A 23,472-nucleotide genomic window follows, 5' to 3' on the forward strand; every position below is an offset into this window, starting at 1 on the left:
GGGGGATTCAGGCGATTCGGCCGTGCGGTGGGTGTGGGACCGGCAGAGCGTCTGGTCACAGGCCGCGGACCAGGCCAAGCGCTCGATCGGACGGGCCAGGAGAGCCGGGCTCGTGCTGGGCGTGACGGGGGCGTGCCTCGGCACCGCGGCCGCCCAGGTCATGGGGTGGAGCGAGGAGGCGGGGAAGAGCCTGGCCTTCCTGGCGGCCGTCGCGGTGGGGCTCGTTCCGCTCGCCACCAGGAACGCGGGTCCCCAGCAGGTCCGCGAGTGGACCAGGCTGCGCTCGCTCAGCGAGGAGCTCAAGAGCGAGGTCCACGTGTACCTCGCGCACGTCGTTCCCTACCGGGAGGCTGACGCCTCCCAGCTCCTCCTGGAACGTGCCGAGCGGGCGCTCGCGGACGCCTCCGACCTCGCCGGCCACACCGTCGGCCTCACTCCGCGTCGGCGCGCGCTCCCCCTCGTCACCGATGTCGGCTCCTACCTGAGGCTGCGGGTCGCCGACCAGATCGCGGGCTACTACCGGCCCCGGGCGGCGTACATGAGCCGACGGGGTGCCCGCGTCCGCCGGGTGGAGCTGGCGTTGGCCGTGGGCGCGGCGCTGCTGGGAGCCGCGTCCGGCGCCTTCGGCGACGAGTGGCCCGTCGCGTGGATCGCGACGGTCACGACTGTGGCCGCCGCGTTCACCGCGCACGCCGCGGCCTCCCGGTACGCGTACCAGGAGATGGACTTCTCCCGTACCGCCGCGGAACTGGAAGGTCTCACGGTCCGGCGCGCTCAGGCCGCCGACCCCGCCACCGACGACGCCTTCGTCGAACGATGCGAGCGGGTCATAGCCGCGCAGAACCAGGGGTGGCAGGCGAAGTGGCTCGGTGAGTAGGCCCTCGGGCGGGGGAGGCCGGGCCGCTCGTCGCCGGCCGGATTCCGGCCCGGGGAGGCGGGCGGAGGTGCGGCACCCACCGGCGTCGGTGCCCGCCTGGTCGACCGGGGGCTGTATCCGCCCGCACCCGCCCTCGTGGTCCCCACCGCCCCGGGGGGCCCGGCCCGCCGGATGAGAGGGCGGGCGCGGGACGGCTTGCGGACGGCGTTCGCGCACCCGGTGCTGCGGCCGGGGTGCTGCTCACCGGGGCGGCGGCGCTCCCGCTGCCCGTGGCGTCGCTGCTGCCGCCGTCGCCGGCGCGGGAGGAGCGGTGGGGCGCGGCCGTGACCGCGATGGTCGTGGGGGCGCGGGGCGCGGCGCCGGGACGGTGGTGGTCACCCTCGCGGTCGTCGTGCGGGGCCCGTTCGGGCGTCCCGGGCGGATGGCGGCGGGCGGGCTCGGGTCGGTGGGGGCCGGGCCGCCGGGGCCCGGGCTGACGCCGGGCGCGTCCGGTGCCGTGGCAGCCGGTTCCGTCGTGCCGTCGGCAGCGGGATCCGCGCCGCGCACATCACGCCGTCGGTGCTCGGTCGCACCGGAGGACCGCCTGTCCCGGGCGCGGGCCCTGTCGTTCGTCCTCCAGCGCCCGGCCCTGCTGCTGACGCACCACGTCCTGGGAGCCGGCGCCGACCTGGCGGGCCCGGCGCTCGCCGTCCTCGGCTGCGCGGTGACGACCACGGCCGTCGCGCTGCTGTGCCTGGACTCGCGCCCTTTGCGCACCGACCGCGCCGGGCCGGCCCCCTAGGGTCGTGCCATGCTGCGACTCGGTTTCCCCGTCATCGGCGTCACGGATCTGCCCCGGGCGGTGGCCTTCTGGTCGGAGGCCCTGGACCTGGTGGCGACCGAGGAGTGGCGCTCCGGCACCTGGCGGACGCTCGACCGCGCCGACGGTTCGGGGCGCGCTCTCGCCCTGATGGTCAGCGACTCCCCGCCCGAGCCGCGCCCCCGCCTCCACCTGGACCTGTTCACGGACTCGGCCGAGGAGCAGGAGGCCGAGGTGCGGCGGCTGGTCGGGCTCGGCGCGCGCCGCGTCGACTGGGATCTGTACCCGCCCGAGCCCGACTTCGTGGTCCTCGCCGATCCGGACGGGAACATCTTCTGCGTGGTCGACCTGAGCCACGCCCCCAGCGGCGGGGGCGGTGGCACGTGAGAAGCCCCGGGCCCGATCAAAGCACGGGTCCGGGGCTGGGCCGCCCGGCTGCTGACCGTCCAAGGAGGCAGCCGGGCGGGGTCAAGAGGCCCGCTGTGCGCGGGCGGTGGGGACGGCGACCGACGCCGGCCAGGCGGGGGCCGCGACGGTCACGGCGACGTGCCGCGTCACCACGGGTCGGCGATCTCGTGCAGTCTGCCGCACGCCAGCATGGGGCAACGGACGTAACGAGCGGCGGGGGCTTCGGGTTTCAGGTCTGGCTCGGTGGCTTCCGGTGCGGCGGGGCGCGGCGGGTCGGGGTGGTCGTCCTCAGGGCGTACGTTCGGCGGGGTCACGCGTATCTCCTCGGTTAAGGAACGACGCCCGGCCGTCGCCGTCACGCCGACGGACGGACGTAATTCTCGGGATCAGCAGGGGGCGGGCTGTGAGCTGGTACCAGGCCCCTCCCTCGCGGGCGGTGAAGCGGTACGGGAAGCCGGTCGCGAGGCGGTCGACGGTCTCCTCGCCGTAGGCCGGGTCGGCTGCCCAGAGGCGGAGTTGGGAGGGGGCGTGCTCGGCGGGCCGCACCACCGGGCGCAGCGCCCCCGGCGGCAGGCGGGTGGTGCGCGGGTCGGGGTCGAGGGCGTCGGCGAGGCGGTGCGCCTGACGGCGCAGCCAGCGCAGCGCGAGGCGCCGGGTCGGGGCGACGACCCCGCCGAGGAACACGGAGGAGGCGGCCGCACCCCCGTGGACCTCGGCGAGGTACTCGACCCCCGCCGCCGGGCAGGCTCCGCTCACGTGGCGCGCCGGAGCCAGCGGCGCAGGCGGTTCTCCTCGGCCATACGGCCCCTCAGCCACCGCAACAGCGGGGAGTCCTCGCCCGGTTCGTCCTCCGGCGGCGGGTCCGGCGTGCTCACGCGGGCCCCCGGGCCGCGCATTCCGCCGTACTCCGGTGGCGTCTGAGCAGGACGCGGCAGTCGGTCGCCCTGCTCAGGTCGTGCTCGGCCCTCGCCACCGCCTCGGCCAGCCGGAACTCCTCGCAGGCGCGGCAGTCCCCACGTGCCCGCGACCCGTCTCCGTCCGGCGCAACGTTCATTCCAGGCATGGGTGTTCCTCTCTGTAGCCGTTCCGCTACCGGGAGCACTCAGGCTGACCTAGAGTCGAACCGCGATCAACGTGACAGGTGAGCACGGAAGGTTGGTGATGCCTCCTTGAACCGCAAGGAGCTGAACCCGGAAAGCAGCCCGCAGGCGGCTTATGGTGCGCATTTGCGCAAGTTGAGAGAGGGATCTGGCTGGACACAGCAGGAAGTAGCGGACAGGGTCGAATATGCCAGTTCGCATATGTCGGCCGTGGAAACTGGTCGCAAGTCTCCGACCTTGCGTCTGTCGCGCCGTTTGGATCGCGTTTTCGGCATATCCGAGCGAGGCGGCTCCTTCGAGCGTATGTGGCGCGACCTGAAGCAGGGCAGCCTGCTGGAAGGCTTCCCGGAGTACGTGGGGTACGAGGCGCGGGCGGTGGAGATCCGCCTGTACAACATTGGGATCATTCCCGGCCTGCTTCAGGCTCCTGAGTGCGCGAAGGTGCTGGCTGAAAGTGCTGTTCGGCGCGGCAGTATCACGGCAGAACAGGGAAGCGAGCGGGTACAGTTTCTGGCGGAGCGGCAAGCTGCGTTGGCCAGGGATCGTCCACCCATGGTGTTCGTGACCATGGACGAGAGCTGTATCCGTCGTCCCATCGGTGGGCCTGCCGTGATGAAGCGACAGCTGGAGCGTCTGATCGCGTTTGCCGAGCTGCCGAACACGGTGCTTCAGGTCGCGCCTTTCGAGATAGGCGAACGCCGCACGTTCGATCTGCCGGTCAACATCCTGACTCTGCCGGATCGCTCTGTGATCTGCTACGCCGAGTCGCAGGCGCAAGGCCATTTGGAGCGTGAAGGAACCTCGGTCATCAGCATGCTGACGGAGTACCATCAACTCCAGGCCGAGGCACTGTCGCAAGCCGCCTCCGTGGCCCTGATCAACCAGTTACGAAAGGGCACCCCGTGACGACCGCATCCCCCCGCTGGTTCACGTCCTCGTACAGCAACAACGGTGGCGACTGCGTCGAGGTCGCCACCAACCTCGCCGCCTCGCACGGCACTGTCCCCGTCCGTGACTCGAAGGTCGTGGGCGGCCCGGTGCTCGATGTCCCCGCAGGCGCCTTCTCGTCCTTCGTGGACGGCGTCAAGGCGGGCGAGTTCCGCTCGGTCTGACCGAGCGGACAGCGTGGAAGGAAGCCCCGCCCACCTCGTCTCCGGGAGTGGTGGCGGGGCTCCTCGCTGTTCTCGGCCAGGTCCGGAAGGCGCCCTCGCGCGGGGCGGTCGCGCGACCTACGCTCGGCGCACGAGCCGCCGTCCGCGAAGGGGTACGTCCATGTCGAACGCCTCGCCCCGCTGGTGCAAGTCCTCCTACAGCGACAACGGTGGCCAGTGCGTCGAGGTCGCCACCAACCTCGCCGCCTCGCACGGCACTGTCCCCGTCCGTGACTCGAAGGCCGTGGGCGGCCCGGTGCTCGATGTCCCCGCAGGCGCCTTCTCGTCGTTCGTGAACGGCGTCAAGACGGGTGCGTTCCGCTCGATGTGAGCGGTGGCATCCCTGGCCCTCCCGGATGGAGCCGCCTGGCCGTTCGCCCGCCGCGAGCGCGTGCGGTCCCGAGGCGGCCGGCCGGCCCGGGCCCTTCACGCTGCACGAGCGGCGTCGGACCGCGCGGATCGCGAAGTCGGAGCCGACCGCGCATGACCTGCCGTCCGCCGCCCGGAGCCCGACCGAGCCGGCGCGATCCGCCGCTACACGCCGGTGGCGCCGTCGAGGCGTTCCCGGACCAGGTCGGCGTGGCCGTTGTGGCGGGCGTACTCCTCGATCATGTGGACGTAGACCCAGCGGAGGCTGACGTCCTGGCCCATGAAGCGGCCGGTGTCGGAGAGGGCGCGGTCGGCGCAGCACGCGCGGGCGCGTGCGATCTCCGCCTGCCAGGTGGCGAGGGCATCGCCCAGGGTGGCGCCCTCCGCCAGTTCGAAGCCGCCGTCGGGGGCACCCGGATCGGCCCGCGGGTCGTAGATCGGCGGGGCCTGCTCCCCGGCGAACACGCGGCGGAACCAATTCCGCTCCACCTCCGCCATGTGCTGAACGAGGCCGGTCAACGTGAAGCCGGACGGAGGCACGGACGCGACGGCGGCCTGCCCGTCGTCCACGCCCTCGCACTTCATGGCGAGCGTGCGGCGATGAAAGTCGAGCCAGCCTTCGAGTGTGGTGCGCTCATCGGCGTTCAGGGGCGGCATGGGACGTTCGAGGTCGCTCATCGAGCGATTATCACCGGCGGCCGAGGCCCTCGGCGGCCGGGCCCCGCGCCACCGCGAAGGCCCCCCTAGCGGTCGAGGGCGGACAAGGCCGCCTTCCTGGCCCGTTCGTACCGCTTCAGTTCGGCCCGGGACTCCTCGACGAGCGGGCGGCCCGCCTCCTTCGCGGCCGCCTCCACCACCTGGTGCAGTCCGCTCTCCACCTGGCAGTCCACGTCGGCTCCGGCCAGCTCCAGTTCGCGCAGGCCGACCGTCCGCAGGGACTCCTCGTCCCCGGTCTCGCCCTCGTCCTCCAGCAGGGCGCGGATCTCCTGCCGGGGGTCGTCCAGGGCGCGGTACCGGTGGCCCCGCTCCTCCATGCAGCCGGCCCACTCCCGCTGCGCCCGCCGGAAGGCGGCGGACTCCTGGGTCGCCCCGATGACGGCGTTGCTCAACTCCTGCACCGTGTAGTACAGCTCGGGCCACCGCTCGCCGTAGACCTCGGTCTGGGCGCGGCTCACGCACGAGCCGGGGTCGTGGCTCATCACCAGGCCGCCGGGCAGCTCCACGGTGCGGTGGTTCTCCTCCTCGCCGAGGAGTGCGTCGCGCCAGTGCCGCCGCTCCTTCGCGGTGAGGGTGGCCAGGTGCTCGGCGTTGGGGTCGGGTGGCCTGCCGGCCAGGTGGGCGGAGGTCAGGCCGTAGCCGTCGTTCCTCGCCTCGTCGGGTCGCAGCAGCGCGAACGGGCTGTCGCCCGCCGCGCGCCGGTCGGCCGCCTCCTCACCCACCCGGTACGCGTGTCCGCGTGCGCGCATGCAGGCCCGCACGGCGCTCTCCTCCGCCTGCCACAGGGCCGCCTCGTCCGCCGCCGCGTACGTGAGGACGCCGTCCAGCGGGCGGGGGTCGGGCGGTGCGGGAGTGGCGGCCCGGTGGCCGGGCGACTGGCACCCGGCCACCAGGAAGAGCGCCGCGCCCAGGGTGAGCAGCGCGGCACGCACGGGGGTCAGCACCACTTGTTGGAACCGACCCCGTTGCGGAAGACGCCCCCGGCGCTCGACGCCTCGTGGGTGTCGATGAGGCGGGCGCCGCGCAGCAGGTAGTAGCTCTTGCCGGAGTAGTTGGTGCCCGCGTAGATCCGCACGTTGCACTGGGTGCCGTTGTTGAAGACCGAGCGGGCCCGCGCGAACTTGTCGTAGACGCGCAGGTTCTTGTTGTCGCCGTACACGCGGCCCGGGCTGCCGCCACCCATCCGCGAGGTGAAGGCGCAGAGCGCGCCCGGGTCGCAGGCCGGCCACGCCGCCTGCGCCGGGGTGCTGATCGCGCCCAGTCCGAGCCCGGCCATCAGCGTCGCCCCCGCCGTGAGCCCGATCTTCGTGCGTACTGCTCTGACTCGACCCATGGTGATTCCCCTCCGTCGATGACACGTCTCTCGCCCCGGGGCCTGTCGCCGCGGGACGGAGCAAGGCTCGCAGCCTTGGCGCGGGGGGACCGCGGCGTGAGGGGATCTTGGGTCGGATCTCTGCTCACAAGCTTCTGACCTGCGCTTTCCCCGTTCCGTGAAGGATGTGTGTGCTCCGGGTGTGGGACGGGAGGGAGCGGCGCACCTCGGGTGGGTCGGGCGGAGGGCCGGTCCCCACCCCGCCCGGACCGGGCCCACCCCGCCCGGACCGGTCCGGCCCGGCACCCTGCGGGCGGTGCCGGGCCGTCGCGCCCGCACCGCGGCCTCCGGGTGGGCGCGGGTGCGGTCAGTCGGTCGCCGCCGGGGCCTTGCGGGCGAGGAGGTGGATCTCCCGGAACTGGCGGCGGTCGGTGGGGAGGGGCTCGCGGGTCATGCGGGCCGTCTCCGTCAGCCCGGCCTCGCCCAGCAGGGCGGAGAGGTGGTCGGGGCACCAGCGGTAGGCGGGGGCCACCGCGTGGTCGAAGACCTGGGTCCGGTGGGCGGGGGACTCGCTGGCCCAGAATCCGATCAGCAGATGGCCGCCCGGGGCCAGGACGCGAGCGAACTCCGACAGGACGGGCGGGAGTTCCGCGGGCGGAGTATGGATGACGGACCAGCGGGACAGCACGCCGGACAGGGAGGCGTCGGGGAGGTCCAGCTCGGCCATCGAGCCGACGTCGAACCGCAGACGGGGGTGGGCCCGGCGGGCCAGGCCGATCATCGCGGGGGAGGCGTCGACACCACGCGCCACCAGGCCCAGGCCCTCCAGATGGGCCGTGACGTGGCCGGGTCCGCATCCCAGGTCCGCCACCTCGGCGCCCCTTCCGGCCCCGCGCACGGCCTCGGCGAAGGCGGTCAGCATGGCCCGGTCCAAGGGGGCGTCGCGCAGGGAGTCGCGGAAGAGCCGGGCGTAGGTGTCGGCGGCGGCGTCGTAGGCGGCACGGGTGGCGGTGAGCGAGTCGGGTGCGGTCATACCCGGGACCGTAGCGCGGGGCGTGAGGCCAGGGGACCCTGCCGCCGGCCGAGCGTGGGTACGCGGCAAGTGCCCGTCGGTGTCGTGCCGGGCGGACGCCCACCTCGGACGCCCCGGCAACGGAAGGAGCGGGTCGGGGCGGCAACGCCCCCGTGCCGGCTCCCGGGCACCACCTGAGCTGTGCCGCACCGGAGGGAGGGAATGCCTCACGCGGTGTGCGGGCGGGAGAGGGAGAACCCGCGCGGTGGCCGAACTGGGCAACGTAGTAAGGAGTTTGGTTCACCCTCAGGCGGGCAGGCGGGTGCCGGGGCGTAGGGGTGTGATCGCGCGCCCGTAAGCATCATCACCGGGGGAATCAGTGACGGACCGTGCCGACAGCGACGCCATGCCCAGAACCGCCGAGGTGCCGCTGAAGTGGTGGGACCGCTGGTGGTGGGGGCCGGCCCTCTTCGGCTCCGCCCTGACCCTGCTGACGCTCGCGGCGGGCTCGCCGCTGGCCGGGCGGGTCCTCGACGAGGAGTTCGGGCGGGTGCCCTGGTGGGTGGTGGTGTGGCCGCTGGCGGCCGGGCTCCTCCTGCTGGGCGGGGCCGGGGCCCCGCGGAGTGTGCGGTGGGCCGCCTGTCTCGCCTTCGTGGGGACGCCGGCCGGCATCGGCGCCTACGCCACCGGGGCCGAGGCGCAGCCCGTGCCGGGGCCCTTCCTCCCCGCGCCCGCCGACGAGCGACCGGCCGCCGCCCTCCTCGCCGCCGGACTCTGCCTGGCCGCGGTCGGGCTCTGCGTGCTGCTGCACCGGATCGCGGCGGACCGGGTGCCTCCGGCCGTGGCCGGTTCCCGGATCCACCGGGCCCGGCTGCTGACGGCCGCCACGGCCTGGGGCGTGGTCGGCGGACTCGTCCTGTCCACGGGCACCGGGTACGCGGCCCTCGCCTTCGAGGCGGGCACGCGCGTCGGCCCCCTCACGTTCGACGCCACCTCCCGGACCGTCCCGGAGGAGGAGCGGGATGAGGGCATCGAGGTGACGCATGGCGAACACCACGCCCCCGCCCTGTACGGCGAACCCGCCAAGGTCGTCTGGGAGAAGGAACTGCCCGGCCCCGCCGCCCTGACCACCTGCCGCCTCAGCGGGCCGCCCGTGGACGAGGACGGAGGAGCCCGGCGTCCGAAGGACAACGACCCGGTGACCGTCCGTTCCACCCTGGTCGCGGTCGAGTGGGGGCACGGCTGGGGCGCGGTGGTCGGCCACGACCCGGCGGACGGCAAGGAGCGGTGGCGGTACACCGTGCGGTACGAAGGAACCCGGGGTGGGAAGGACGTCTCCCACACCGGCGGCCGCCTCGGACAGGTGGGCGTCTCCGACTTCTGCACCGTGCACGTCGTGGCCACGGCAAACACTCTGGTCACCCTCGACGGGAACTCCGGAGAGGTGCTGAACGAGGCGGGGCTGCCCCGGGGTTCCCGGCGCTCCGGGGGCGACCCGCGCGGCTGGTCCTTCGTGACCGGCGCCGCCGAACGCGCCGGCCACGTCGGCCCACGGCAGCAGCCGCCCGTGGTGCGACTCGGCAGGGACCAGCACGTCTTCCTCAACAGGGGCAGCTTCGTGGCGGAGATCGACCAGGCCACCGGCCACCTCGTCTCCATGGACGCCGACCAGCGGTGTGACCTCCTCACCGCCTCCACCGTGACCAGCGCGGACACGTCCCTCCGGATCCCCGCCACCCCGCACCTGCTCACCCACTCCTGCGGCACCCCCCGTTACACGGAGATCACCGCGCCCCCGAGCCGGGAGACCGGGGAGGGCCGGGACGCCAAGGAGTACGACTCGCTCCAGCGCGTCCCGGTGCCTGCCTCCACCACCCTCCCCACACTCGCCTGCGAACGGGACCCCTTCGTCACCGACTTCCGGGTGAGCGGCGAGAGTTACGCTGTGGCCGGCCTCTGGTGCGGGTCCGGGGACGACCAGCGCAAGCTGCTGCTCACCAACGCCGGGGTCCGCGAAGTGCAAGTGGTCGAGCTGCCCGAGGACACCGAGCTGCCCCTGCGCCCGGTCACCGAGCTGACCGTCCTGGGCGACGACTACCACACCGTCTGGCTCAGCGGCGGCAGTCTCCACGCCCTGCCGTCGGAGACGGACGGCAAAGTCGTCCACGAGGAGGGCGGGACCAGGTACCACGCGGTGAAGCCCCGCACGCTCCACACGGGCGATGAGCCGCTCCAGGCCGTCGCGACATTCACCCACCCCCGCATCCACGACCTGGAACGCGCCCTGCTGGTCTACGCCGTCACCGAGTCCGGCACCGTCCTGGCCCTGGAACAGCAGGCGGACCCCGGCAAGGTCCTCGACCGCGACCTCACTCTCTACGCCCAGCTCCCGAAGGCCGCCGGTCCCTGCGAGGGCACCCGCGACCTCGCGGTGGACCGGGCCGGGGAGAAACTCCTCACCTGGTGCACCACGGGGCAGCGGACCAAGGCCACCGCCGTCGGCCTCAACTCCCTGACCACCCCCTGAGCATGGAGGGCAACATGAGCGAGCGTTCCGGCGAGGAGCCGCAGGAGCGGGCAGGGCACTGGTGGTGGGGTGCCGGGCTGTTCGGCGCGGCGGTCGTGCTGCTGGTGGCGGCGGCGGTCTCGCCGCTGGCCGGGCGGGTCCTCGGCGAGGAATTCGGGGGCGTCCCCTGGTGGGTGTTCCTCTGGCCTCTGGCGGCTGTGCTGGTGCTCGCGGCCGGGGCCGGGGCCGGGGGAGCCTGCTCCGGGCCGCGGGGCTCGGTGTCGCCGGTGCGGTGGCCGGAACCTTCGCCCACGTCGGCGGAGCCGAGGAACAGACTCCCGCCGAGCCCTTCCTCCCGGTGATCGGACTGCGCCCCGCCGCGGCCCTGTCGGCCGCCGCCTGTCTGGTCGCGGCCGGGCTCTGCCTGGTGCTGAGCGGGCGGCGGGTCTCCTGGCTGCCGCCCGCCGATTCAGGTTCCGGGCGCCGCCGGGTGCGGCGGGTGAGCTTCGCAGCCGCCCGGGGCGCGGTCGGCGGAATCGTGCCGGCCACGGCCACGGGCCACGGTGCCCTGGAACCTCGCGGCGGCCCGGCAGGGGGGACCTGTCCGCCGTCGGCGCCACCTCCCGGACCGTTCCCGAGGGCGAGCGGGACGAAGGCGCCCAGGCGACGTACGAGGAACACCACAGCCAGAACCCCGTACGGCGAACCCACGGTCCGGCATCGCCCGCCACGGCTCCTCAAGGGCGGTCCGACGGCGGAGTGCCGGCTCGGCCCCCGCCCCGCAGGTGGACGCACCCCGGCTGCCCCGCCGGGAAGCCGATGCCCGTCTCCTCCGTGACCGCCGCGAAGAAGGCGCGGCCCTCACCGGTCTGGCGCGAGGTGGTCCAGGCGAGGGCGAGATCGTCCGGGAGGATGCGGTGCAACGCCTCGCGGGCCAGGCCCTGGCCCTGCCAGGACGGGGCGACGGTGACCGAGTCGACGTGGCCGGCGCCGCAGGCGCGGCAGATCCGGAACTCGATCTTCCCGATCTCGCGGTCCGCGCCGTCCCGGATGACGAGTTCGCGCGGACCCGCCGGATGCCCCGCGGAGGTGGCGTGAAAGGCCGGGCCGGCGCCCGACTCGGGTCTCGTGGAGCGGGGGTCTCGCGTCACGGACGGCTCCCGGCCTCGGCCCGGAGGTGGCCCGTCTCCGGGGAATGCGGCGGCCACTTGCCGACCGACGTGAGTTCTACATTACTGTAGAGGCTGACGTGGGTCAGGGCCGCGAACCGGACCTGTGCCCCCTCGGTGCTGCCCCGGCGGCGCCGTCTCCAGCTTCGGACCGACGGAGCGCGTCCGCCACCGCAGGGCGCGGACACCGCTCCGCCCGGTCCCGCGACCCGGCGCCAGGGACCTTCTGACGGCGGCCACCCGGCCGTGGTCCCCGGCGCCCCTCCGGTCCCGCATTCCGTCTGCGGGACCACCGGCGGGGACCTCGATCATGACCAGGACGAGGTCCCCGCCGGCCTGTCCGGCCCGCACTCCCCCCGCGGGCCGGACAGGCCGGCGGGGACCCGCCCGGGCTCAGACGATGACCGGCACGGTCTCCGAGGGCTTGGTGGACCAGTTGGTGACGATGGGCTTCTCCACCACGGCCGGCTCCGGAAGCTCGAGCTGCTCCGGGTCGGGGTCGTCCTCGGTGACGGCGATGATGACGTGCTCGAACTCGACGCCCGCGTCGCCCTTGGTCGTCTTGGGGCTGATCCCGGTGTAGGCGACGGCGGAGCCCGTCAGCTTGATCGGGTCCTCCCCGCCCTGCCCGACCGGGGAGGCGACCCCGTCCGGACGGGAGCCGAAGGAGACGCTCGGCGTGTTCACGTCCAGGTAGCAGGTGATGCCCGACTTGGCCTTGGCCGTCACCTGGTAGTAGCCGCCCGCCTGCGACTTGGGGGTGAGCGCGAACTCCAGATCGTTGGTCCCGCAGGACTGGCCGTACCCGTCCTTCTCCTTCCCCTCCCGCTGCTCGCCGCCGCCCGTGCCCTCGCCCCCGGCGCCCGAGGGCGAGGTGGCCCCGCCGGAACCCGCCTCCGCGTCCGAGCCCGGCTCCGCGCCGCCGGAGTCTTCGGCGGAACCGCCGGACGAGGCGGCGGCGGGCGCGGGGCCGTTGTCCTCGGGGCCGCAGGCGGCGGTGGTCGCGGCGAGGGCGGTCACCGCGGCGGCGGCCAGGACGAGACGGGCGGAACGGGCGGTGAGACGTGTGCGCATGATGATCTCCAGCGGCTTCCGAGTGCGGTGCTTGCGTGCTGCGGTGCCGCGGGTACTTCCCCGCTGACTCGAAGGACACTAGGGGCGGATCGATGGCCAAATGATCCTGTGGATGTCCGGGTCCTGTCTCAGCGCGAAGGTTGCCCCTCCATGTGTGCGGATGGTGTGGTGAGTGCCTGTCAGGCCGGTGACCGAAGAGTGCCCGCCGGTCCGCGGACGCCCGGCAGGCGCCCGGAACGAGCCCGGGCGGAGGCGGCGGGGGAGCGGCGAGGAGGCCGGTGTTCGCTGACGCGTACCCGTCACTCCCGCCCATCGCGGAGAATGGAGGCCGACGGCTCGGACAACAGGAGGTGGCCGCATGGCCGAGGTCAACGCACAGGGCGGCAGGCGCCGCGGCCAGGGCGAGCTGGAGGCGCAGGTGCTCGCCGTGCTGCACACCGCGGAGGAGCCCGTCACCGCCGCCTGGGTCCGCGAACGCCTCGGCGGCGATCTCGCGTACACCACCGTCATGACCATCCTCTCGCGGCTCGGCGCCAAGAACGCCGTCACCCGTGAGCGTTCCGGCCGTGCCTTCCTGTGGACCGCCGCCGCCGACGAGGCCGGACTCGCCGCCCTGCGCATGCGGCGCGTCCTGGACGGCGAACGCGACCGCGACGCCGTCCTCACCAGCTTCGTCTCCTCGCTCTCCGGCGAGGACGAGCGGCTTCTGCGCGCCCTGCTGAAGAGCGCCCGGGGCGACGCAGACGGCGGCTGACATGGGACTCTTCGTCTTCCTCCCACTGATCCTGCCGCTCACCGCGCACCCCATAGCCCGCCTCGCCGAGCAGCACCTCCACCCGCGCACCGGCACCCGGCTGCTCGCCGCGCTCAGCCTCGTCCTCGCCGTGTGCAGCACCCTCTGCCTCGCCCTGCTCGTCGTCGCCGGAACGGCCCGCCTCCCCGGCAACCCCCTCCCCGACGCCTGGGCCGCCCCCGAGGTCCGCGCCGTCGTCCCCTACGACGAGGTCACCGGCAGCGCCGCCCTCCTCGCCCTGCTCGCCGCGCTCACCGCCTGCACGCTGGCCCTCGTCCGTGAGGCCCGGCTGCGGCTGCGCACCCGCGGCGCGCTGGCCGGGCTCCCCGGCGCGCACCCCGTCGTCCTGCCCGACCCCGAGCCCTACGCCTACGCCCTGCCCGGGCGGCCCGGCCGCATCGTCGTCTCCCAGGCCATGCTGGAAAGCCTCGACACCGCCGAACGGGACGCCCTGCTCGCCCACGAACAGGCCCACCTCGACGGGCGCCACCACCGGCTGCTGCTCGCCGTCCGCCTCGCCGCCTGCCTCAACCCCCTGCTGCGCCCGCTGCGCGCCGCCGTCGCCTACGGGGCCGAGCGGTGGGCCGACGAGGACGCCGCGATGGCGGTCGGGGACCGCCGTCTCACCGCCCGCGCCGTCGGCCGGGCCGCCCTCAGCTCCCGGTCCGGGCCCGCCCTCGGGCTGGCCTTCGCCGAGGCCGCGCCCGGGCCCGTGCCACGCCGGGTCGCCGCGCTGCTGGGGCCCGCTCCCTCGCCCCGGCGGCTGCCGCCCGCCATGACCCGGCCCGGGCTCGCCTTCCTGATGGCCACCACGGGGGCCGCGGCCTCCGCCGCCTCCTCCGCCAACGCCGCCCTCACCCTCCTCCTCGTCCTCAAGGCCGCCACCCCCCTCTAGCCGGGTTCTCACCCCCCGCACGGCCCCATGGGCACGGTGCGGGACGTGAGAGCAGCCACCGGCCCCTCGCCGACCGCACCCCGGCCCCGGTCGGCGTCCGCGGCCGAGCGGTGACCGGCACGGGTGAGGAGCTCGGGCGCGGACCCGGCCGGGCCGGCGCTTGAGGCCGATCAAGGCCCTATTTGGCATCCGCGTAGCACCCCACCACGGCCGTGGTGAACGGAAAGCGCACCGCCACGTCCCCGAAGCACACCTCGGTGGCCCGCTCGGAGGCCGCCGCGACCGCGGCCACCACCGCCGCGGCCTCCTCCTCCGGACAGTGCACGATCACCTCGTCGTGCTGGAAGAAGACCAGCTCGGCGCGGAGCGGGGCGAGGGACCGGCGGAGGGCGGCGAGGAGCAGCAGGGCCCAGTCGGCGGCGCTGCCCTGCACGACGAAGTTACGGGTGAAGCGGCCCCGGGCGCGGGCCCCGGACGAGGTCGCCGAGGTCCAGCCGCCCGGCTGCTGCTCCGGAAGCGCGTCGGGGATGCCCGCCTCCTCGGTGCCGGTACCCGGTGCCGTGGCGGGCGGGCAGGTGCGGCCGAGCCAGGTGCGGACGAGGCGGCCCTCCTCACCGGCGCGGGCCGCCTCGTCCACGTGGCCGACGGCGGCGGGGAAGCGGCGGCGCAGGGCGGCCAGGTTCTTCAGGCCGTCGCCGGAGGTCTGGCCGTAGACCGCGCCGAGCACGGCCAGCTTGGCGAGGTCGCGGTCGCCGCGGAAGGCCCGGTCGGAGACGGCCTGGTAGAGGTCGTCCGGGCGGGAGGCCACCTCCATCAGGGCCCGGTCGCCGGAGACGGCGGCGAGGACGCGCGGTTCCAGCTGGTCGGCGTCGGCGACGACGAGCCGCCACCCCGGGTCCGCGACGACGGCCCGGCGGATCACCTTCGGGATCTGGAGGGCGCCCCCGCCGTTGGTCGCCCAGCGCCCGCTGACGGTGCCGCCCGGCAGGTAGGAGGGGCGGAACCGCCCGTCCCGCACCCAGTCGGCCAGCCACTGCCAGCCGTGCGCCACCCAGATGCGGTACAGCTTCTTGTAGGTGAGGAGCGGGGCGACCGCCGGGTGGTCGATCTTCGCCAGCTCCCAGCGGCGCGTGGAAGTGACCTTGATCCCGGCGCGGGCGAAGGCCCGCACCACGTCGGCCGGCAGGTCGGGCCGCACCCGGTGGCCGAAGGCCGCCGAGACCTCGTCGGCCAGCTCGGCGAGCCGCCGGGGCTCGCCGGAGCCGCCGTACCGCTCGCCGAGCAGTTCGCGCAGCACCTCGCGGTGGGTGTCGGCCCGCCAGGGCAGGCCGGCCGCCGTCATCTCGGCGGCGACCAGCGCCCCCGCCGACTCGCTGGCGGTCAGCAGCCGCATACGCCCGGGGTGGGCGGCGGTCTCGTGGCGGCGGAGCTGCTCGGCGTAGACCTCGGTGAGGCCGGCGAGGCCCACCGGCACCGGCCGGGGTTCGAAGAGGGAGGACTGCGCCCCGGCGCCGGGCTCGGCCGCGCGCGTCGGCGGATCGGGCGGCACCGCCGTGCCCCGCAGCCGGGCGAGGGCGGCCGCCGCCGAGTGGGGTTCCCCCAGCCGCCCTTCGTGGCCGAGGAGCAGGGTCTCGGCGGCCTCCACGTCGTAACACCGCTCCACCCGGACACCCGCGGCCAGCAGGCGCGGGTAGATCCCGGCGGTGGCCCGCCAGACCCACCGGCCCACCCCGGGCCTCGACCGGACCGCCTCGACCGGCCCGGCCTCCCGGACCACCGGCCCGGCGAGCGAGCCGTCCGCGGCGAGCGGCGCCACCTCGGCCCCGCCGTCGTCGGTCTCCACCACCGCCCACCGCTCGCTCATACGTGCGATTCTTGCAGCAGGGGCCGACAGCGTCTCGTGGCGCGCCGAAGGGCCGTGGCGGCGAACCTGGGAAGGAGGACCCCGTTCGCCCGGCGCGGCCGGGCACCCGGGCCGGGAACCAGGGAGGCATCGTGACACGGGACCGTATCGGAGTCGCGGCGCTGCTGCGGGCGGCGGAGTCCGCCGCGCCGGTCGCGTCCCTCGATGTGGTGGCGCGGGACCTGCGGGACCGGTTCGATGCCCGGAACGTGTCGTTCCTCTTCCTCGACGCCGTCGGCCGCAGGATGGTGCGGGTCACCGAGGAGACCGCCGCCGGCCAGGACGACCACGTCGACTGGATCCCGCTGGGCGGCTCCAGGTACGAGGAGGTGCTGCGTACCCAGCGCACCGCCCAGCTGCCGGACGGCGCCCACGGGTCGCGCGTGCTGGTCCCCGTCACCCACCGCGGGGACACTCTCGGCGTGCTGGAGCTGTTCCTCCACGGCGTCACGGCGGGCGTGCGGGAGCGGCTCGCGGAGGCCGCTCACGCGCTGGCCTACATCCTCGTCGCCGACCGCCGCTACACCGACCTCTACCACTGGGGCCAGCGCACCACCACGGTCAGCCTGGCCGCCGAGATCCAGCGCCAGCTCCTGCCCGCGTCCGCCTGTTGCGAGGCGCCCGAGTTCACCCTCGCGGCGGCCCTGGTGCCCGCCGACAACATCGCGGGCGACACCTACGACTACGCCCTGGACCGCGACACCCTGCACCTGTCCGTGACCGACGCCATGGGCCACGACATCGACGCCTCGCTGATGGCCACCCTGCTGGTCAGCGCCTCCCGAGGCGCCCGCCGTGCCGGGGCCGGCCTCGCCGAACAGGCCCGCCGCACCCACCAGGCCCTCCTCGACCACGGGGGCGGCACCTTCGCCACCGGCCTGTTGTTCCGCCTCGCCCTCGACGGCACCGGCGTGCAGTTCGTCAACGCGGGCCACCACTGGCCGCTGCGCCTGCGCGACGGGCGGGTCGAGGAGGTGCACCCGGCCGTCGACATGCCGTTCGGCGTCGCCCAGGCCGACCCCCACCGGGTGCAGGACTTCGACCTGCGCCCCGGCGACCGCCTGGTGCTCTACACCGACGGCATGCGCGAACGCCGGGCCGAGAGCGTCGACCTGGCCGCCCTCCTGCTCGCCACCGCCGGCGAGCACCCGCGCCAGGTGGTCCGCACCCTGACCGCCGCCGTCGACGAGGCCAGCGGCGGACGGCTCGCCGACGACGCCACCGTGCTGTGCCTGGACTGGTACGGCCCCGACGGCTGCCCCGACGGCCGGCGGTGACGTACGCCGCCGCCGGGCGGCCCGGACCACCCATGTGCGGGGCAAGGGCCTGCCGCCCGGTCGCCGGCCTGCGCGCGTGGGGGACGAACGGGACGGACGGGCGCCGGCCCGCAATGGGCCGGCCCCGGGTCAGAACCGGTCGAGCAACCACGCCCCCAACTCCTCCGTGATCCTGGTGTGCGGCTCGTTCTCCGAGGCGCAGAGGTAGTCGTCGACGTCGCTCTCCTCGGGATCGGTCTTGTCGATGTCGGTGTGGAGCGACTGCGTGGTGTCGAGGTCGCGGACGGAGACGGCGCTGACGGCGGGGACGAAGCAGACCTCCGCGACCGGGGCCTCCGCGCTCGCCAGGGGCAGGGCGTTCAGCGCGGCGGCCGCGATGCCGAAGGAGGCGAGGGTGCCGCCGGGGGCGCCGTCGAACTCCGGGAGGTCGTCGGTGGTGACCGTCTCGTGCTTGCCGAGGAGCGCGCGGAGTTCGGCGACGACGGCGCCCGCCCCCTCCTGCTGGGTGTGCAGCACGGTGCGCGGGAGGACCGTGCCGGTGGAGCGCAGGGCGGGGACACCGGGCTCGGCGCCGTTCCCGCTGCCGTCGCCCCGGCCGTTGGCCACGGCGAGCAGACGGGGCCTGCGCGGCCAGCCGCCGACCCGGTCCAGCTCGGCGAGGAACTCCTCGCGCTCGGTCGTCATCTCGGCGGTGCCCCGCACGGAGTCGAGGTGACGCCAGAGCATCTGCTTGGCGGCGGGACTGCCGAGCAGGTCGGAGAGAGCCCGGTTGTACGGGTCGATCTGCTTCAGGTAGTGCCCGAACGCCTGGAGGCCGACCGGCACCCAGGCGCCCCGGTGCGGGGTGTCCCAGGAGAAGTAGGTGCCCGTCCGGTGGTCGATCCGCTGGTGCTCCAGCCTGGCCAGGGCGTACCGGGTGACGAGGCCGCCCATGCCGAAGCCGCCGACGACCAGCGGCTCGTCGCCCAGGCGCCCGGCGATGGCGCGCAGGATCGCCTCGCTCGCGAAGCGGGCGTTCTGGAGGACGGAGGCGCTGCGGTCGCCCCAGCCGAGGATGATCACGTCCCGGCCCCGGCGGCGCAGCTCGCCGAGGAAGGGGTACGCGCCGTTCTGGAGGCCGTCGTACAGTCCGTCGAGCGAGCTGTGACCGGAGTCGAAGCCGTCGGCCAGCAGGACGGGGCGGACCAGGGAGCTGTTGCCCTCGCCGTGGTAGACCCAGGCGGTCGCCTCGAAGACCGGGTGGCCGTCGGCGTCCTCCTTCAGGACCTGTCCGAACTGCCAGGTCTCGTCGGGGGCGGGCGCGGCCGGCGGGACGGCCGCGCCCAGGGGGCGCATCAGGCCCACGGTGCCGACGGCCTGCTCCGACTGCTCGGCGCTCTGCTCGCTCAAAGGGGTCTCCTCTCCGCGCGTCCGGGCCGTGCGACCTGGTTCGCACGGTTGTGCGGTGATCGTTCAGCGAGATCCTGTGCGGCCTCGGCGGCCCTCATCCCTCTTCGTTCCCGGGTCCACCGGATCGGTGGAAAACGGGGCACTCGGGTTTGGCCGTACGCGCCCGGAGCGGAGGCGGTGCGCGCCCCGGCGCCGATGGGGCGCGCCCTCGCCGCGACCTCGCGGCCGGGGACCCCGGCGCCACCGTCCCTCTGGGACCATGGACCCCGTACGCCCCCGACCGGCGGGAGAGCGCGCGGACGAGGTGGAGCACGGCCATGGGCGGCAGCGGCAGCGCGAGGCACGGCGGCGGCGGGGCGCGGGACGGTGGCCGCTCCGGCGCCGAGTCGCCGAGCCCCGTGGCCCGCGCCCTGGCCGCGGCCCTCTACAGCGACACCGACGACGACGGCGCCCTGGACACCGGTGCCTCCCTGCTGGCCGCCGCCGACCCCGAGGCGGCGGGGCGGGAACTGCTGCGGCGCGGCGAGGAGTACGTCCGCCGGGCCTGGGAGCGTGGCTGGCTCCCCGCCGACCTCGACCGGGAGGCCCGCCGTCAGGGCCTCGACCCCGCCGCCCGCACCGTGCTGGCCGAGCTGGCCGCCGCCGAACTGGCCCGCTACGGCAACGGCCTCGCCCCCGCCTGGCGGCGCCGGCTCGCCGACCTGGCCGCCCCCGCCTGGGCCGGGACCGGCGGCCGGGACCGGTTCGGCCGCGCCACCGCCGTGCTCCAGGCGCTCCGCCTGCTGCTCCGGCTGCCCGCGATCGAACCTCTCGGCCCGCCCCCGGGGAGCCGTCCGTCCGACCGGCCCGCCTCACCACCGCGTACCGCCGCAGCCGGCCCCGAGGAGCGCGTGCTCGGCCGGATCCGCGCCCTGCTCGCCAAGGCCGAGGCGACCGGCTACCCGTCCGAGGCCGAGGCGCTGACCGCCAAGGCCCAGGAACTGATGGCGCGGCACAGCGTCGACGAGGCCCACCTGTCGGCAGGCCGGGCCGGCGGAGCGGACGCGCCGGGCGCGCGCCGGATCTCGGTGGACCCGCCCTACGAGACGGCCAAGGCGATCCTGCTGGACGCCGTCGCGCGGGCCAACCGCTGCCAGGCCGTGTGGAACGAGGAGCTGGCCTTCTCCACCGTGGTCGGCCACGAGGCGGACCTCGAACCAGCCGAACTGCTCTACACCTCACTGCTGGTGCAGGCGGCCACCGCGATGAGCCGCGCCGAGGCGGCGCAGCGCGCCGGGGGGCGCAAGCGGACCAAGACGTTCCGTCAGTCGTTCATGCTGGCCTACGCCCACCGCCTCGGCGACCGGCTCGCCGACACCGCCCGCGCCGCCACCGCCCACCTGGCCGCCGCCGACCTGCTGCCCGTGCTCGCCACCCGCGACCTCGCCGTCGCCGAGGAGACCCGCCGCCTCTTCCCCCGCACCACCACCACCCGCGTGCGCGGCGCCGACGACCGGGCAGGCTGGGACGACGGCACGCGCGCAGCCGACCAGGCCGGGGTCGACGGGCACCGGGGGCGTGTCGACCGGGGCTGACCGGGTAAGCGGCCGGGCGTGGACCTCCTGCCGAGCCGAAGCGCCCCGCATCGACCCCGCCTGCGCCGCGTACGTCCCCGCGCCGTTCCGGGCGGACCGCATCCGGTGCGCCTACGCTCGGACGCATGAGCTGGCTCTCGGCGCTGGGCCACACCGCGCGCGCAGCGTTCGTGGTGGAGCGGCGCAGGCTGGAGCCGCTCGGCGCGCTGCGCGGCGCCGCCGGGCTCGCCTTCGTCATCGGGGTCAGCCTCTGGCTGTTCTCCCCGGCCGTCGCCGCCAGCTCCGCCTTCGGCGCCTACCAGGCCGCCATCGCCACCTACCAGCGCAGTTGGCGGCCGCGTCCGCAGCTCGCCCTGGTCTCCGGCGCCACCCTCGGCATCAGCACCTTCCTCGGCTACCTCTCCGCCTCCCACCTGGTCCTCTTCCTCGCCCTGCTGGCCGCCTGGGCCTTCCTGTCGGGGCTGAGCTGGGCCGCCGGGCCGACCGTCGGCGTGATGGCCTCCTCGAACGTGGCCATCATGCTCATCACCATCACCCTGCCCGGTTCCGTGGCGGAGGCGGCCGAGCACGCCGCGATGAGCCTCTTCGGCGGGCTGGTGCAGGCAGCGCTGCTCGTGCTGTTCCCCTTCCGCCGCTGGCGACCGCACCGCGACGCCCTCGCCGACGCGCTCGCCGCCGAGGCCGACTACGCCCGCAGGCTGCGCCACGACCCGCACGCCGACTTCGACCCCGAACCCCTCATGGCCGCCCGCGAGGCCGCCCAGCTCACCCCGCGTGAGCACCGCCGCCGGCCCGCCGAACTCTCCGGCGCCCGGGGCCTGGCCGAACGCATCCGCCCCGTCCTCGCCTCCCTCGCCGACCCGGCGCTCGGCGCACCCGCCGAGGGGATCGAGCGGGACCGGGTCCGCGAACTGCTCGCCGCCGCGGCGGCCGTGCTCGACGCCGCCGCCCGCGCGGTGCGCCGGGGCACGCCGCTGTCCCTGGACGCGCCCTCGGTGGCCACGCTGCGCACCCCCGACACCGGCGACGTGCTCACCGGGCCCGTACGCCGCGCCGCGCTCCGGCTCAAGGCGCTGCTCGGCGACGTCATCGAGACCGCCGATCCGGCCGGCCGCTCCACCACCGCCCCCGACGCGCACCCGCAGGCCGCCGCCCGCGCCGACGCCGTCCGCGCGGAGGCCACCCGCGCCACCCTCGCCCGTACCCAGGAACCCGGCGCCGCCGGGGAGCCGCCCGCCCCGGGCGCCCACGCGGCCCCGTCCGGCCCCGACGCACCGCCCCGTCCCGTGGCACCCGCCGAACCGCCCGTCGCCGCCCCCGTGATGCACCGGCCCGGCCTGGTCGGCCTGGTGCCGGTGGTGGCCCGCAGTATGCGCGAGGAGCTGCGGGGGGACTCGGCCGTTCTCCGGCACGCCGTCCGGGTCACCGCCGTCGCGCTGCTCGGCTACCTGATCGGCACGCTGCTGCCGTTCGGCCACGGCTACTGGGCACCGCTGGCCGCCGTCATGGTGATGCGGCCGGACTTCTCCCGTACGTACTCCCGGGCCGTGGCCCGTTTCGGCGGCACCCTCCTCGGGGTCTTCGCCGCCACCGGCGTCCTCCAGCTCACAGAGCCGAGCGTGCGCGTCTCCGCGCTGCTCGCGGTGGCCTGCGCCGCCCTGATGTACCTGCTGATGCGCACGGGTTACGCGGTCAGCCAGTTCTTCGTCTCCGCCTACGTGGTCCTCCTGCTCGGCATGGGCGGCGAGGAGTGGACCCAGACCGTCCCCGAGCGCGTCGTACTGACCCTGATCGGCGGCCTCCTCGCGATGGCCTCGTACGCCGTCTTCCCGGCCTGGGAGACCCCGCGGCTGCGGACCCGCCTCGCCGACTGGCTGGCCGCCGCCGGACGGTACGCCGCCGAGGTGGTCGAGCGGTACGCCACCCCGGCCGGGCCCGACGACACCCGGGTCCGCCAGGCGCTGCTGGAGGCCCGGGCGGCGCACACCGCCTGGCAGGAGGCGCTGGCCCGGGCCGCGCACGAGCCGGTACGCAGCCGGGGCCTGTCGAGGACCTCGGCCGACGACGCGGAGGAGGCGATCGGGGCGTTCTCCCGGGCCGCCATGCTCATGGAGGCCCACCTGCCGGAGCGCGGTGCCGCCCCCGTACCGGGCGCCCAGCGGCTCGCACAGGCCCTGCGCACCACCACGGAGCAGGGCGCGCGGGAACTCAGGGACCGCCGGGTGCCCCAGTGGGACGAGGTGCGGGCGGCGCTCGCGGCCTGGGACGCGGAAGGTGTGCCGGACCGGGTGGTGCGCCGGGGCGCGGGGATGCTGCTGGCGGCGCTGGAGCAGGTCTCCGAGGCGGTCGAGGAGTCCCCGCCGTTCGCCGAGTCCCGCGCCGGGCGGCCCGCCGCGGACGGGCCGCCCACCTCCGCTACCGGGTCGTGACCTCACCGGTGGGCAGGCCGGACGGCAGCTCGGTGGGGAGCGAGGAGGGCAGGTCCGTCGGCAGCTCGCCCGGGTCGACACGGGCGAAGGTGTCCTCGCCCGCCCCCTCCCAGGAGACCGTCAGGGTCTTGCCGTCGGCGCCCAGCTCGGCCTTGCCCCGGGCCCGGTCGGTGCTGCCGTCGGCGCACTTCAGGGCGAGCGCCTGGTCCTGGAAGGTGCCCGCGCAGGTCGCCTCGCCGATGGTGGCGGCCTGGTCGCGGGTGATCGTGAGGAAGTACGACCTGCCGTCGACCGTGGCCTGCCAGGCGCCGTCGGCGGAACCGGGCGCGGCGCTCTCGCCGCCGGTGCCGCCCTGGTCGTCGTCGCCCGCGTCCGAGCCGTGGCCGCCGCCCTTGTGCTTGCCGGTGCCGGAGCCGGAGCTGTCACCGTCGCTGCCGCAGCCGGTGAGCAGGAGCAGGGCGGCCGCCGAGGCGGCGGCGGAGATCCGGAGCGGTTTCCACATGTGACGTTTTCCCCCTGGTGGGCGGTGTGATGACGGCCCGTCGGGGTAGGCCCCCGTCCGGTACCGGACATCCGGGAGCGTCCACCGGGGCCGGGCGCGGCGTCAAGCCGGAACCCCGGCCGTCCGGGTGTTCGTTGCGCGGGCGGGACGGTTCCGTAACCGGGGCACCACACCTCGTGCACGTGCATCTGCCCATGCATCCGCAGGTGAACACCG

Annotated in this window: 25 protein-coding genes; 13 read left to right on the forward strand and 12 right to left on the reverse strand. The window is 75.2% G+C overall.

The features are described 5' to 3' along the window. The first annotated feature begins 31 nt into the window (after nt 1-31). The 3 genes from Sdia_RS06650 to Sdia_RS06660 all read left to right on the forward strand — a co-directional run bounded on the left by Sdia_RS06650 (nt 32) and on the right by Sdia_RS06660 (nt 2,063). Entirely contained in the window at nt 32-877 is an 846-nt protein-coding gene (locus Sdia_RS06650; protein ID WP_238156428.1) for a DUF4231 domain-containing protein, read from the forward strand. Between the two features lie 496 nt (nt 878-1,373). After that, entirely contained in the window at nt 1,374-1,658 is a 285-nt protein-coding gene (locus Sdia_RS06655; RefSeq protein WP_124287337.1) for a hypothetical protein, read from the forward strand. A 9-nt stretch (nt 1,659-1,667) separates the two neighbouring features. Next, on the forward strand, nt 1,668-2,063 hold the full coding sequence (locus tag Sdia_RS06660; protein WP_100455424.1) for a VOC family protein: 396 nt from the start codon (nt 1,668-1,670) through the stop codon (nt 2,061-2,063). Nucleotides 2,064-2,372: 309 nt separating this feature from the next. On the opposite strand, the gene Sdia_RS06665 is transcribed toward Sdia_RS06660, so the two are convergent. Genes Sdia_RS06665 through Sdia_RS29970 form a run of 3 tightly spaced genes read right to left on the reverse strand, consistent with a single transcriptional unit; the run spans nt 2,373 to nt 3,147 of the window. Further along, nucleotides 2,373-2,840, reverse strand: coding sequence for a hypothetical protein (locus Sdia_RS06665; RefSeq protein ID WP_229831563.1), 468 nt, complete (start codon nt 2,838-2,840; stop codon nt 2,373-2,375). Next, a complete protein-coding gene (locus Sdia_RS29965) occupies nt 2,837-2,959 on the reverse strand; it encodes a hypothetical protein (protein ID WP_262417661.1) in 123 nt (40 codons plus the stop codon). Before Sdia_RS29965 ends, Sdia_RS06665 begins: the two co-directional genes overlap by 4 nt. Then, on the reverse strand, nt 2,956-3,147 hold the full coding sequence (locus Sdia_RS29970; protein ID WP_100455425.1) for a hypothetical protein: 192 nt from the start codon (nt 3,145-3,147) through the stop codon (nt 2,956-2,958). Before Sdia_RS29970 ends, Sdia_RS29965 begins: the two co-directional genes overlap by 4 nt. A 106-nt stretch (nt 3,148-3,253) precedes the next feature. Here Sdia_RS29970 and Sdia_RS06670 point away from each other — a divergent pair, with 106 nt between their 5' ends. The 3 genes from Sdia_RS06670 to Sdia_RS06680 all read left to right on the forward strand — a co-directional run bounded on the left by Sdia_RS06670 (nt 3,254) and on the right by Sdia_RS06680 (nt 4,666). Continuing rightward, entirely contained in the window at nt 3,254-4,090 is an 837-nt protein-coding gene (locus Sdia_RS06670) for a helix-turn-helix domain-containing protein (RefSeq protein ID WP_189500440.1), read from the forward strand. Further along, nucleotides 4,087-4,296 carry a DUF397 domain-containing protein gene (locus tag Sdia_RS06675; RefSeq protein ID WP_100455427.1) on the forward strand — a complete coding sequence of 70 codons (210 nt, stop codon included), beginning with the start codon at nt 4,087-4,089 and terminating at the stop codon, nt 4,294-4,296. Before Sdia_RS06670 ends, Sdia_RS06675 begins: the two co-directional genes overlap by 4 nt. A gap of 160 nt (nt 4,297-4,456) precedes the next feature. Then, complete coding sequence (locus Sdia_RS06680; RefSeq protein WP_189500439.1) at nt 4,457-4,666, forward strand: DUF397 domain-containing protein; 210 nt, start codon at nt 4,457-4,459, stop codon at nt 4,664-4,666. Nucleotides 4,667-4,869: 203 nt separating this feature from the next. Here the strand turns inward: Sdia_RS06680 and Sdia_RS06685 are convergent, their stop codons facing one another. The 4 genes from Sdia_RS06685 to Sdia_RS06700 form a co-directional block, all read right to left on the reverse strand. Then, nucleotides 4,870-5,382 carry a DinB family protein gene (locus Sdia_RS06685; RefSeq protein ID WP_100455429.1) on the reverse strand — a complete coding sequence of 171 codons (513 nt, stop codon included), beginning with the start codon at nt 5,380-5,382 and terminating at the stop codon, nt 4,870-4,872. Nucleotides 5,383-5,447: 65 nt separating this feature from the next. Next, nucleotides 5,448-6,365, reverse strand: coding sequence for a hypothetical protein (locus Sdia_RS06690; RefSeq protein ID WP_189400896.1), 918 nt, complete (start codon nt 6,363-6,365; stop codon nt 5,448-5,450). Beyond that, the gene (locus tag Sdia_RS06695; protein ID WP_100455431.1) at nt 6,359-6,754 is read right to left on the reverse strand and encodes a peptidase inhibitor family I36 protein; all 396 of its coding nucleotides are present in this window, start codon (nt 6,752-6,754) and stop codon (nt 6,359-6,361) included. Before Sdia_RS06695 ends, Sdia_RS06690 begins: the two co-directional genes overlap by 7 nt. 346 nt (nt 6,755-7,100) lie before the next feature. Beyond that, entirely contained in the window at nt 7,101-7,766 is a 666-nt protein-coding gene (locus tag Sdia_RS06700; protein ID WP_185393109.1) for a class I SAM-dependent methyltransferase, read from the reverse strand. Nucleotides 7,767-8,151: 385 nt separating this feature from the next. Here Sdia_RS06700 and Sdia_RS06705 point away from each other — a divergent pair, with 385 nt between their 5' ends. After that, entirely contained in the window at nt 8,152-10,272 is a 2,121-nt protein-coding gene (locus Sdia_RS06705; RefSeq protein WP_189500438.1) for a hypothetical protein, read from the forward strand. Nucleotides 10,273-10,286: 14 nt separating this feature from the next. Next, the gene (locus Sdia_RS06710) at nt 10,287-10,613 is read left to right on the forward strand and encodes a hypothetical protein (RefSeq protein WP_124287331.1); all 327 of its coding nucleotides are present in this window, start codon (nt 10,287-10,289) and stop codon (nt 10,611-10,613) included. 375 nt (nt 10,614-10,988) lie between these two features. On the opposite strand, the gene Sdia_RS06715 is transcribed toward Sdia_RS06710, so the two are convergent. Continuing rightward, nucleotides 10,989-11,402 (reverse strand): GNAT family N-acetyltransferase, encoded by a 414-nt coding sequence (locus Sdia_RS06715; RefSeq protein WP_100455435.1) that lies wholly within the window; start codon nt 11,400-11,402, stop codon nt 10,989-10,991. A gap of 411 nt (nt 11,403-11,813) precedes the next feature. Then, complete coding sequence (locus Sdia_RS06720; protein ID WP_100455436.1) at nt 11,814-12,494, reverse strand: DUF4232 domain-containing protein; 681 nt, start codon at nt 12,492-12,494, stop codon at nt 11,814-11,816. A 358-nt stretch (nt 12,495-12,852) separates the two neighbouring features. On the opposite strand from Sdia_RS06720, the gene Sdia_RS06725 reads away from it, so the two are divergent. Together Sdia_RS06725 and Sdia_RS06730 are read left to right on the forward strand one after the other, a co-directional pair. Continuing rightward, entirely contained in the window at nt 12,853-13,248 is a 396-nt protein-coding gene (locus Sdia_RS06725; RefSeq protein ID WP_100455437.1) for a BlaI/MecI/CopY family transcriptional regulator, read from the forward strand. Between the two features lies 1 nt (nt 13,249). Further along, a complete protein-coding gene (locus Sdia_RS06730; protein ID WP_100455438.1) occupies nt 13,250-14,182 on the forward strand; it encodes a M56 family metallopeptidase in 933 nt (310 codons plus the stop codon). Nucleotides 14,183-14,360: 178 nt separating this feature from the next. Here Sdia_RS06730 and Sdia_RS06735 read toward each other — a convergent pair whose 3' ends face one another. Next, entirely contained in the window at nt 14,361-16,046 is a 1,686-nt protein-coding gene (locus Sdia_RS06735) for a bifunctional 3'-5' exonuclease/DNA polymerase (protein ID WP_115068802.1), read from the reverse strand. A gap of 131 nt (nt 16,047-16,177) precedes the next feature. Between Sdia_RS06735 and Sdia_RS06740 the strand changes: the two genes are divergently transcribed. Continuing rightward, nucleotides 16,178-17,362, forward strand: coding sequence for a PP2C family protein-serine/threonine phosphatase (locus Sdia_RS06740; RefSeq protein ID WP_189500437.1), 1,185 nt, complete (start codon nt 16,178-16,180; stop codon nt 17,360-17,362). A gap of 129 nt (nt 17,363-17,491) precedes the next feature. On the opposite strand, the gene Sdia_RS06745 is transcribed toward Sdia_RS06740, so the two are convergent. After that, on the reverse strand, nt 17,492-18,751 hold the full coding sequence (locus tag Sdia_RS06745; protein WP_100455441.1) for an esterase/lipase family protein: 1,260 nt from the start codon (nt 18,749-18,751) through the stop codon (nt 17,492-17,494). Nucleotides 18,752-19,068: 317 nt separating this feature from the next. Here Sdia_RS06745 and Sdia_RS06750 point away from each other — a divergent pair, with 317 nt between their 5' ends. Both Sdia_RS06750 and Sdia_RS06755 read left to right on the forward strand, forming a co-directional pair. Continuing rightward, nucleotides 19,069-20,325, forward strand: coding sequence for a DUF2786 domain-containing protein (locus tag Sdia_RS06750; protein WP_100455442.1), 1,257 nt, complete (start codon nt 19,069-19,071; stop codon nt 20,323-20,325). A gap of 125 nt (nt 20,326-20,450) precedes the next feature. Continuing rightward, nucleotides 20,451-22,754, forward strand: a complete 2,304-nt coding sequence (locus tag Sdia_RS06755) for an FUSC family protein (protein ID WP_189500436.1) — start codon at nt 20,451-20,453, stop codon at nt 22,752-22,754. Here Sdia_RS06755 and Sdia_RS06760 read toward each other — a convergent pair. Continuing rightward, a complete protein-coding gene (locus Sdia_RS06760) occupies nt 22,741-23,256 on the reverse strand; it encodes a hypothetical protein (RefSeq protein ID WP_115068797.1) in 516 nt (171 codons plus the stop codon). The genes Sdia_RS06755 and Sdia_RS06760 overlap by 14 nt on opposite strands. Between the last annotated feature and the right edge of the window lie 216 nt (nt 23,257-23,472).

The organism is Streptomyces diastaticus subsp. diastaticus, assembly GCF_011170125.1.
GTDB lineage: Bacteria > Actinomycetota > Actinomycetes > Streptomycetales > Streptomycetaceae > Streptomyces > Streptomyces diastaticus.

Excerpts from the sequence above, each read along its gene's own strand:
- Sdia_RS29970 (WP_100455425.1), bottom strand. The coding sequence starts at position 3,147 with ATGCCTGGAATGAACGTTGCGCCGGACGGAGACGGGTCGCGGGCACGT.
- Sdia_RS06660 (WP_100455424.1), top strand. The coding sequence starts at position 1,668 with ATGCTGCGACTCGGTTTCCCCGTCATCGGCGTCACGGATCTGCCCCGG.
- Sdia_RS06680 (WP_189500439.1), top strand. The coding sequence starts at position 4,457 with ATGTCGAACGCCTCGCCCCGCTGGTGCAAGTCCTCCTACAGCGACAAC.
- Sdia_RS06735 (WP_115068802.1), bottom strand. The coding sequence starts at position 16,046 with ATGAGCGAGCGGTGGGCGGTGGTGGAGACCGACGACGGCGGGGCCGAG.
- Sdia_RS06695 (WP_100455431.1), bottom strand. The coding sequence starts at position 6,754 with ATGGGTCGAGTCAGAGCAGTACGCACGAAGATCGGGCTCACGGCGGGG.
- Sdia_RS06730 (WP_100455438.1), top strand. The coding sequence starts at position 13,250 with ATGGGACTCTTCGTCTTCCTCCCACTGATCCTGCCGCTCACCGCGCAC.
- Sdia_RS06700 (WP_185393109.1), bottom strand. The coding sequence starts at position 7,766 with ATGACCGCACCCGACTCGCTCACCGCCACCCGTGCCGCCTACGACGCC.
- Sdia_RS06710 (WP_124287331.1), top strand. The coding sequence starts at position 10,287 with ATGAGCGAGCGTTCCGGCGAGGAGCCGCAGGAGCGGGCAGGGCACTGG.
- Sdia_RS06705 (WP_189500438.1), top strand. The coding sequence starts at position 8,152 with ATGCCCAGAACCGCCGAGGTGCCGCTGAAGTGGTGGGACCGCTGGTGG.
- Sdia_RS06720 (WP_100455436.1), bottom strand. The coding sequence starts at position 12,494 with ATGCGCACACGTCTCACCGCCCGTTCCGCCCGTCTCGTCCTGGCCGCC.
- Sdia_RS06685 (WP_100455429.1), bottom strand. The coding sequence starts at position 5,382 with ATGAGCGACCTCGAACGTCCCATGCCGCCCCTGAACGCCGATGAGCGC.
- Sdia_RS06725 (WP_100455437.1), top strand. The coding sequence starts at position 12,853 with ATGGCCGAGGTCAACGCACAGGGCGGCAGGCGCCGCGGCCAGGGCGAG.
- Sdia_RS06750 (WP_100455442.1), top strand. The coding sequence starts at position 19,069 with ATGGGCGGCAGCGGCAGCGCGAGGCACGGCGGCGGCGGGGCGCGGGAC.
- Sdia_RS06755 (WP_189500436.1), top strand. The coding sequence starts at position 20,451 with ATGAGCTGGCTCTCGGCGCTGGGCCACACCGCGCGCGCAGCGTTCGTG.
- Sdia_RS06760 (WP_115068797.1), bottom strand. The coding sequence starts at position 23,256 with ATGTGGAAACCGCTCCGGATCTCCGCCGCCGCCTCGGCGGCCGCCCTG.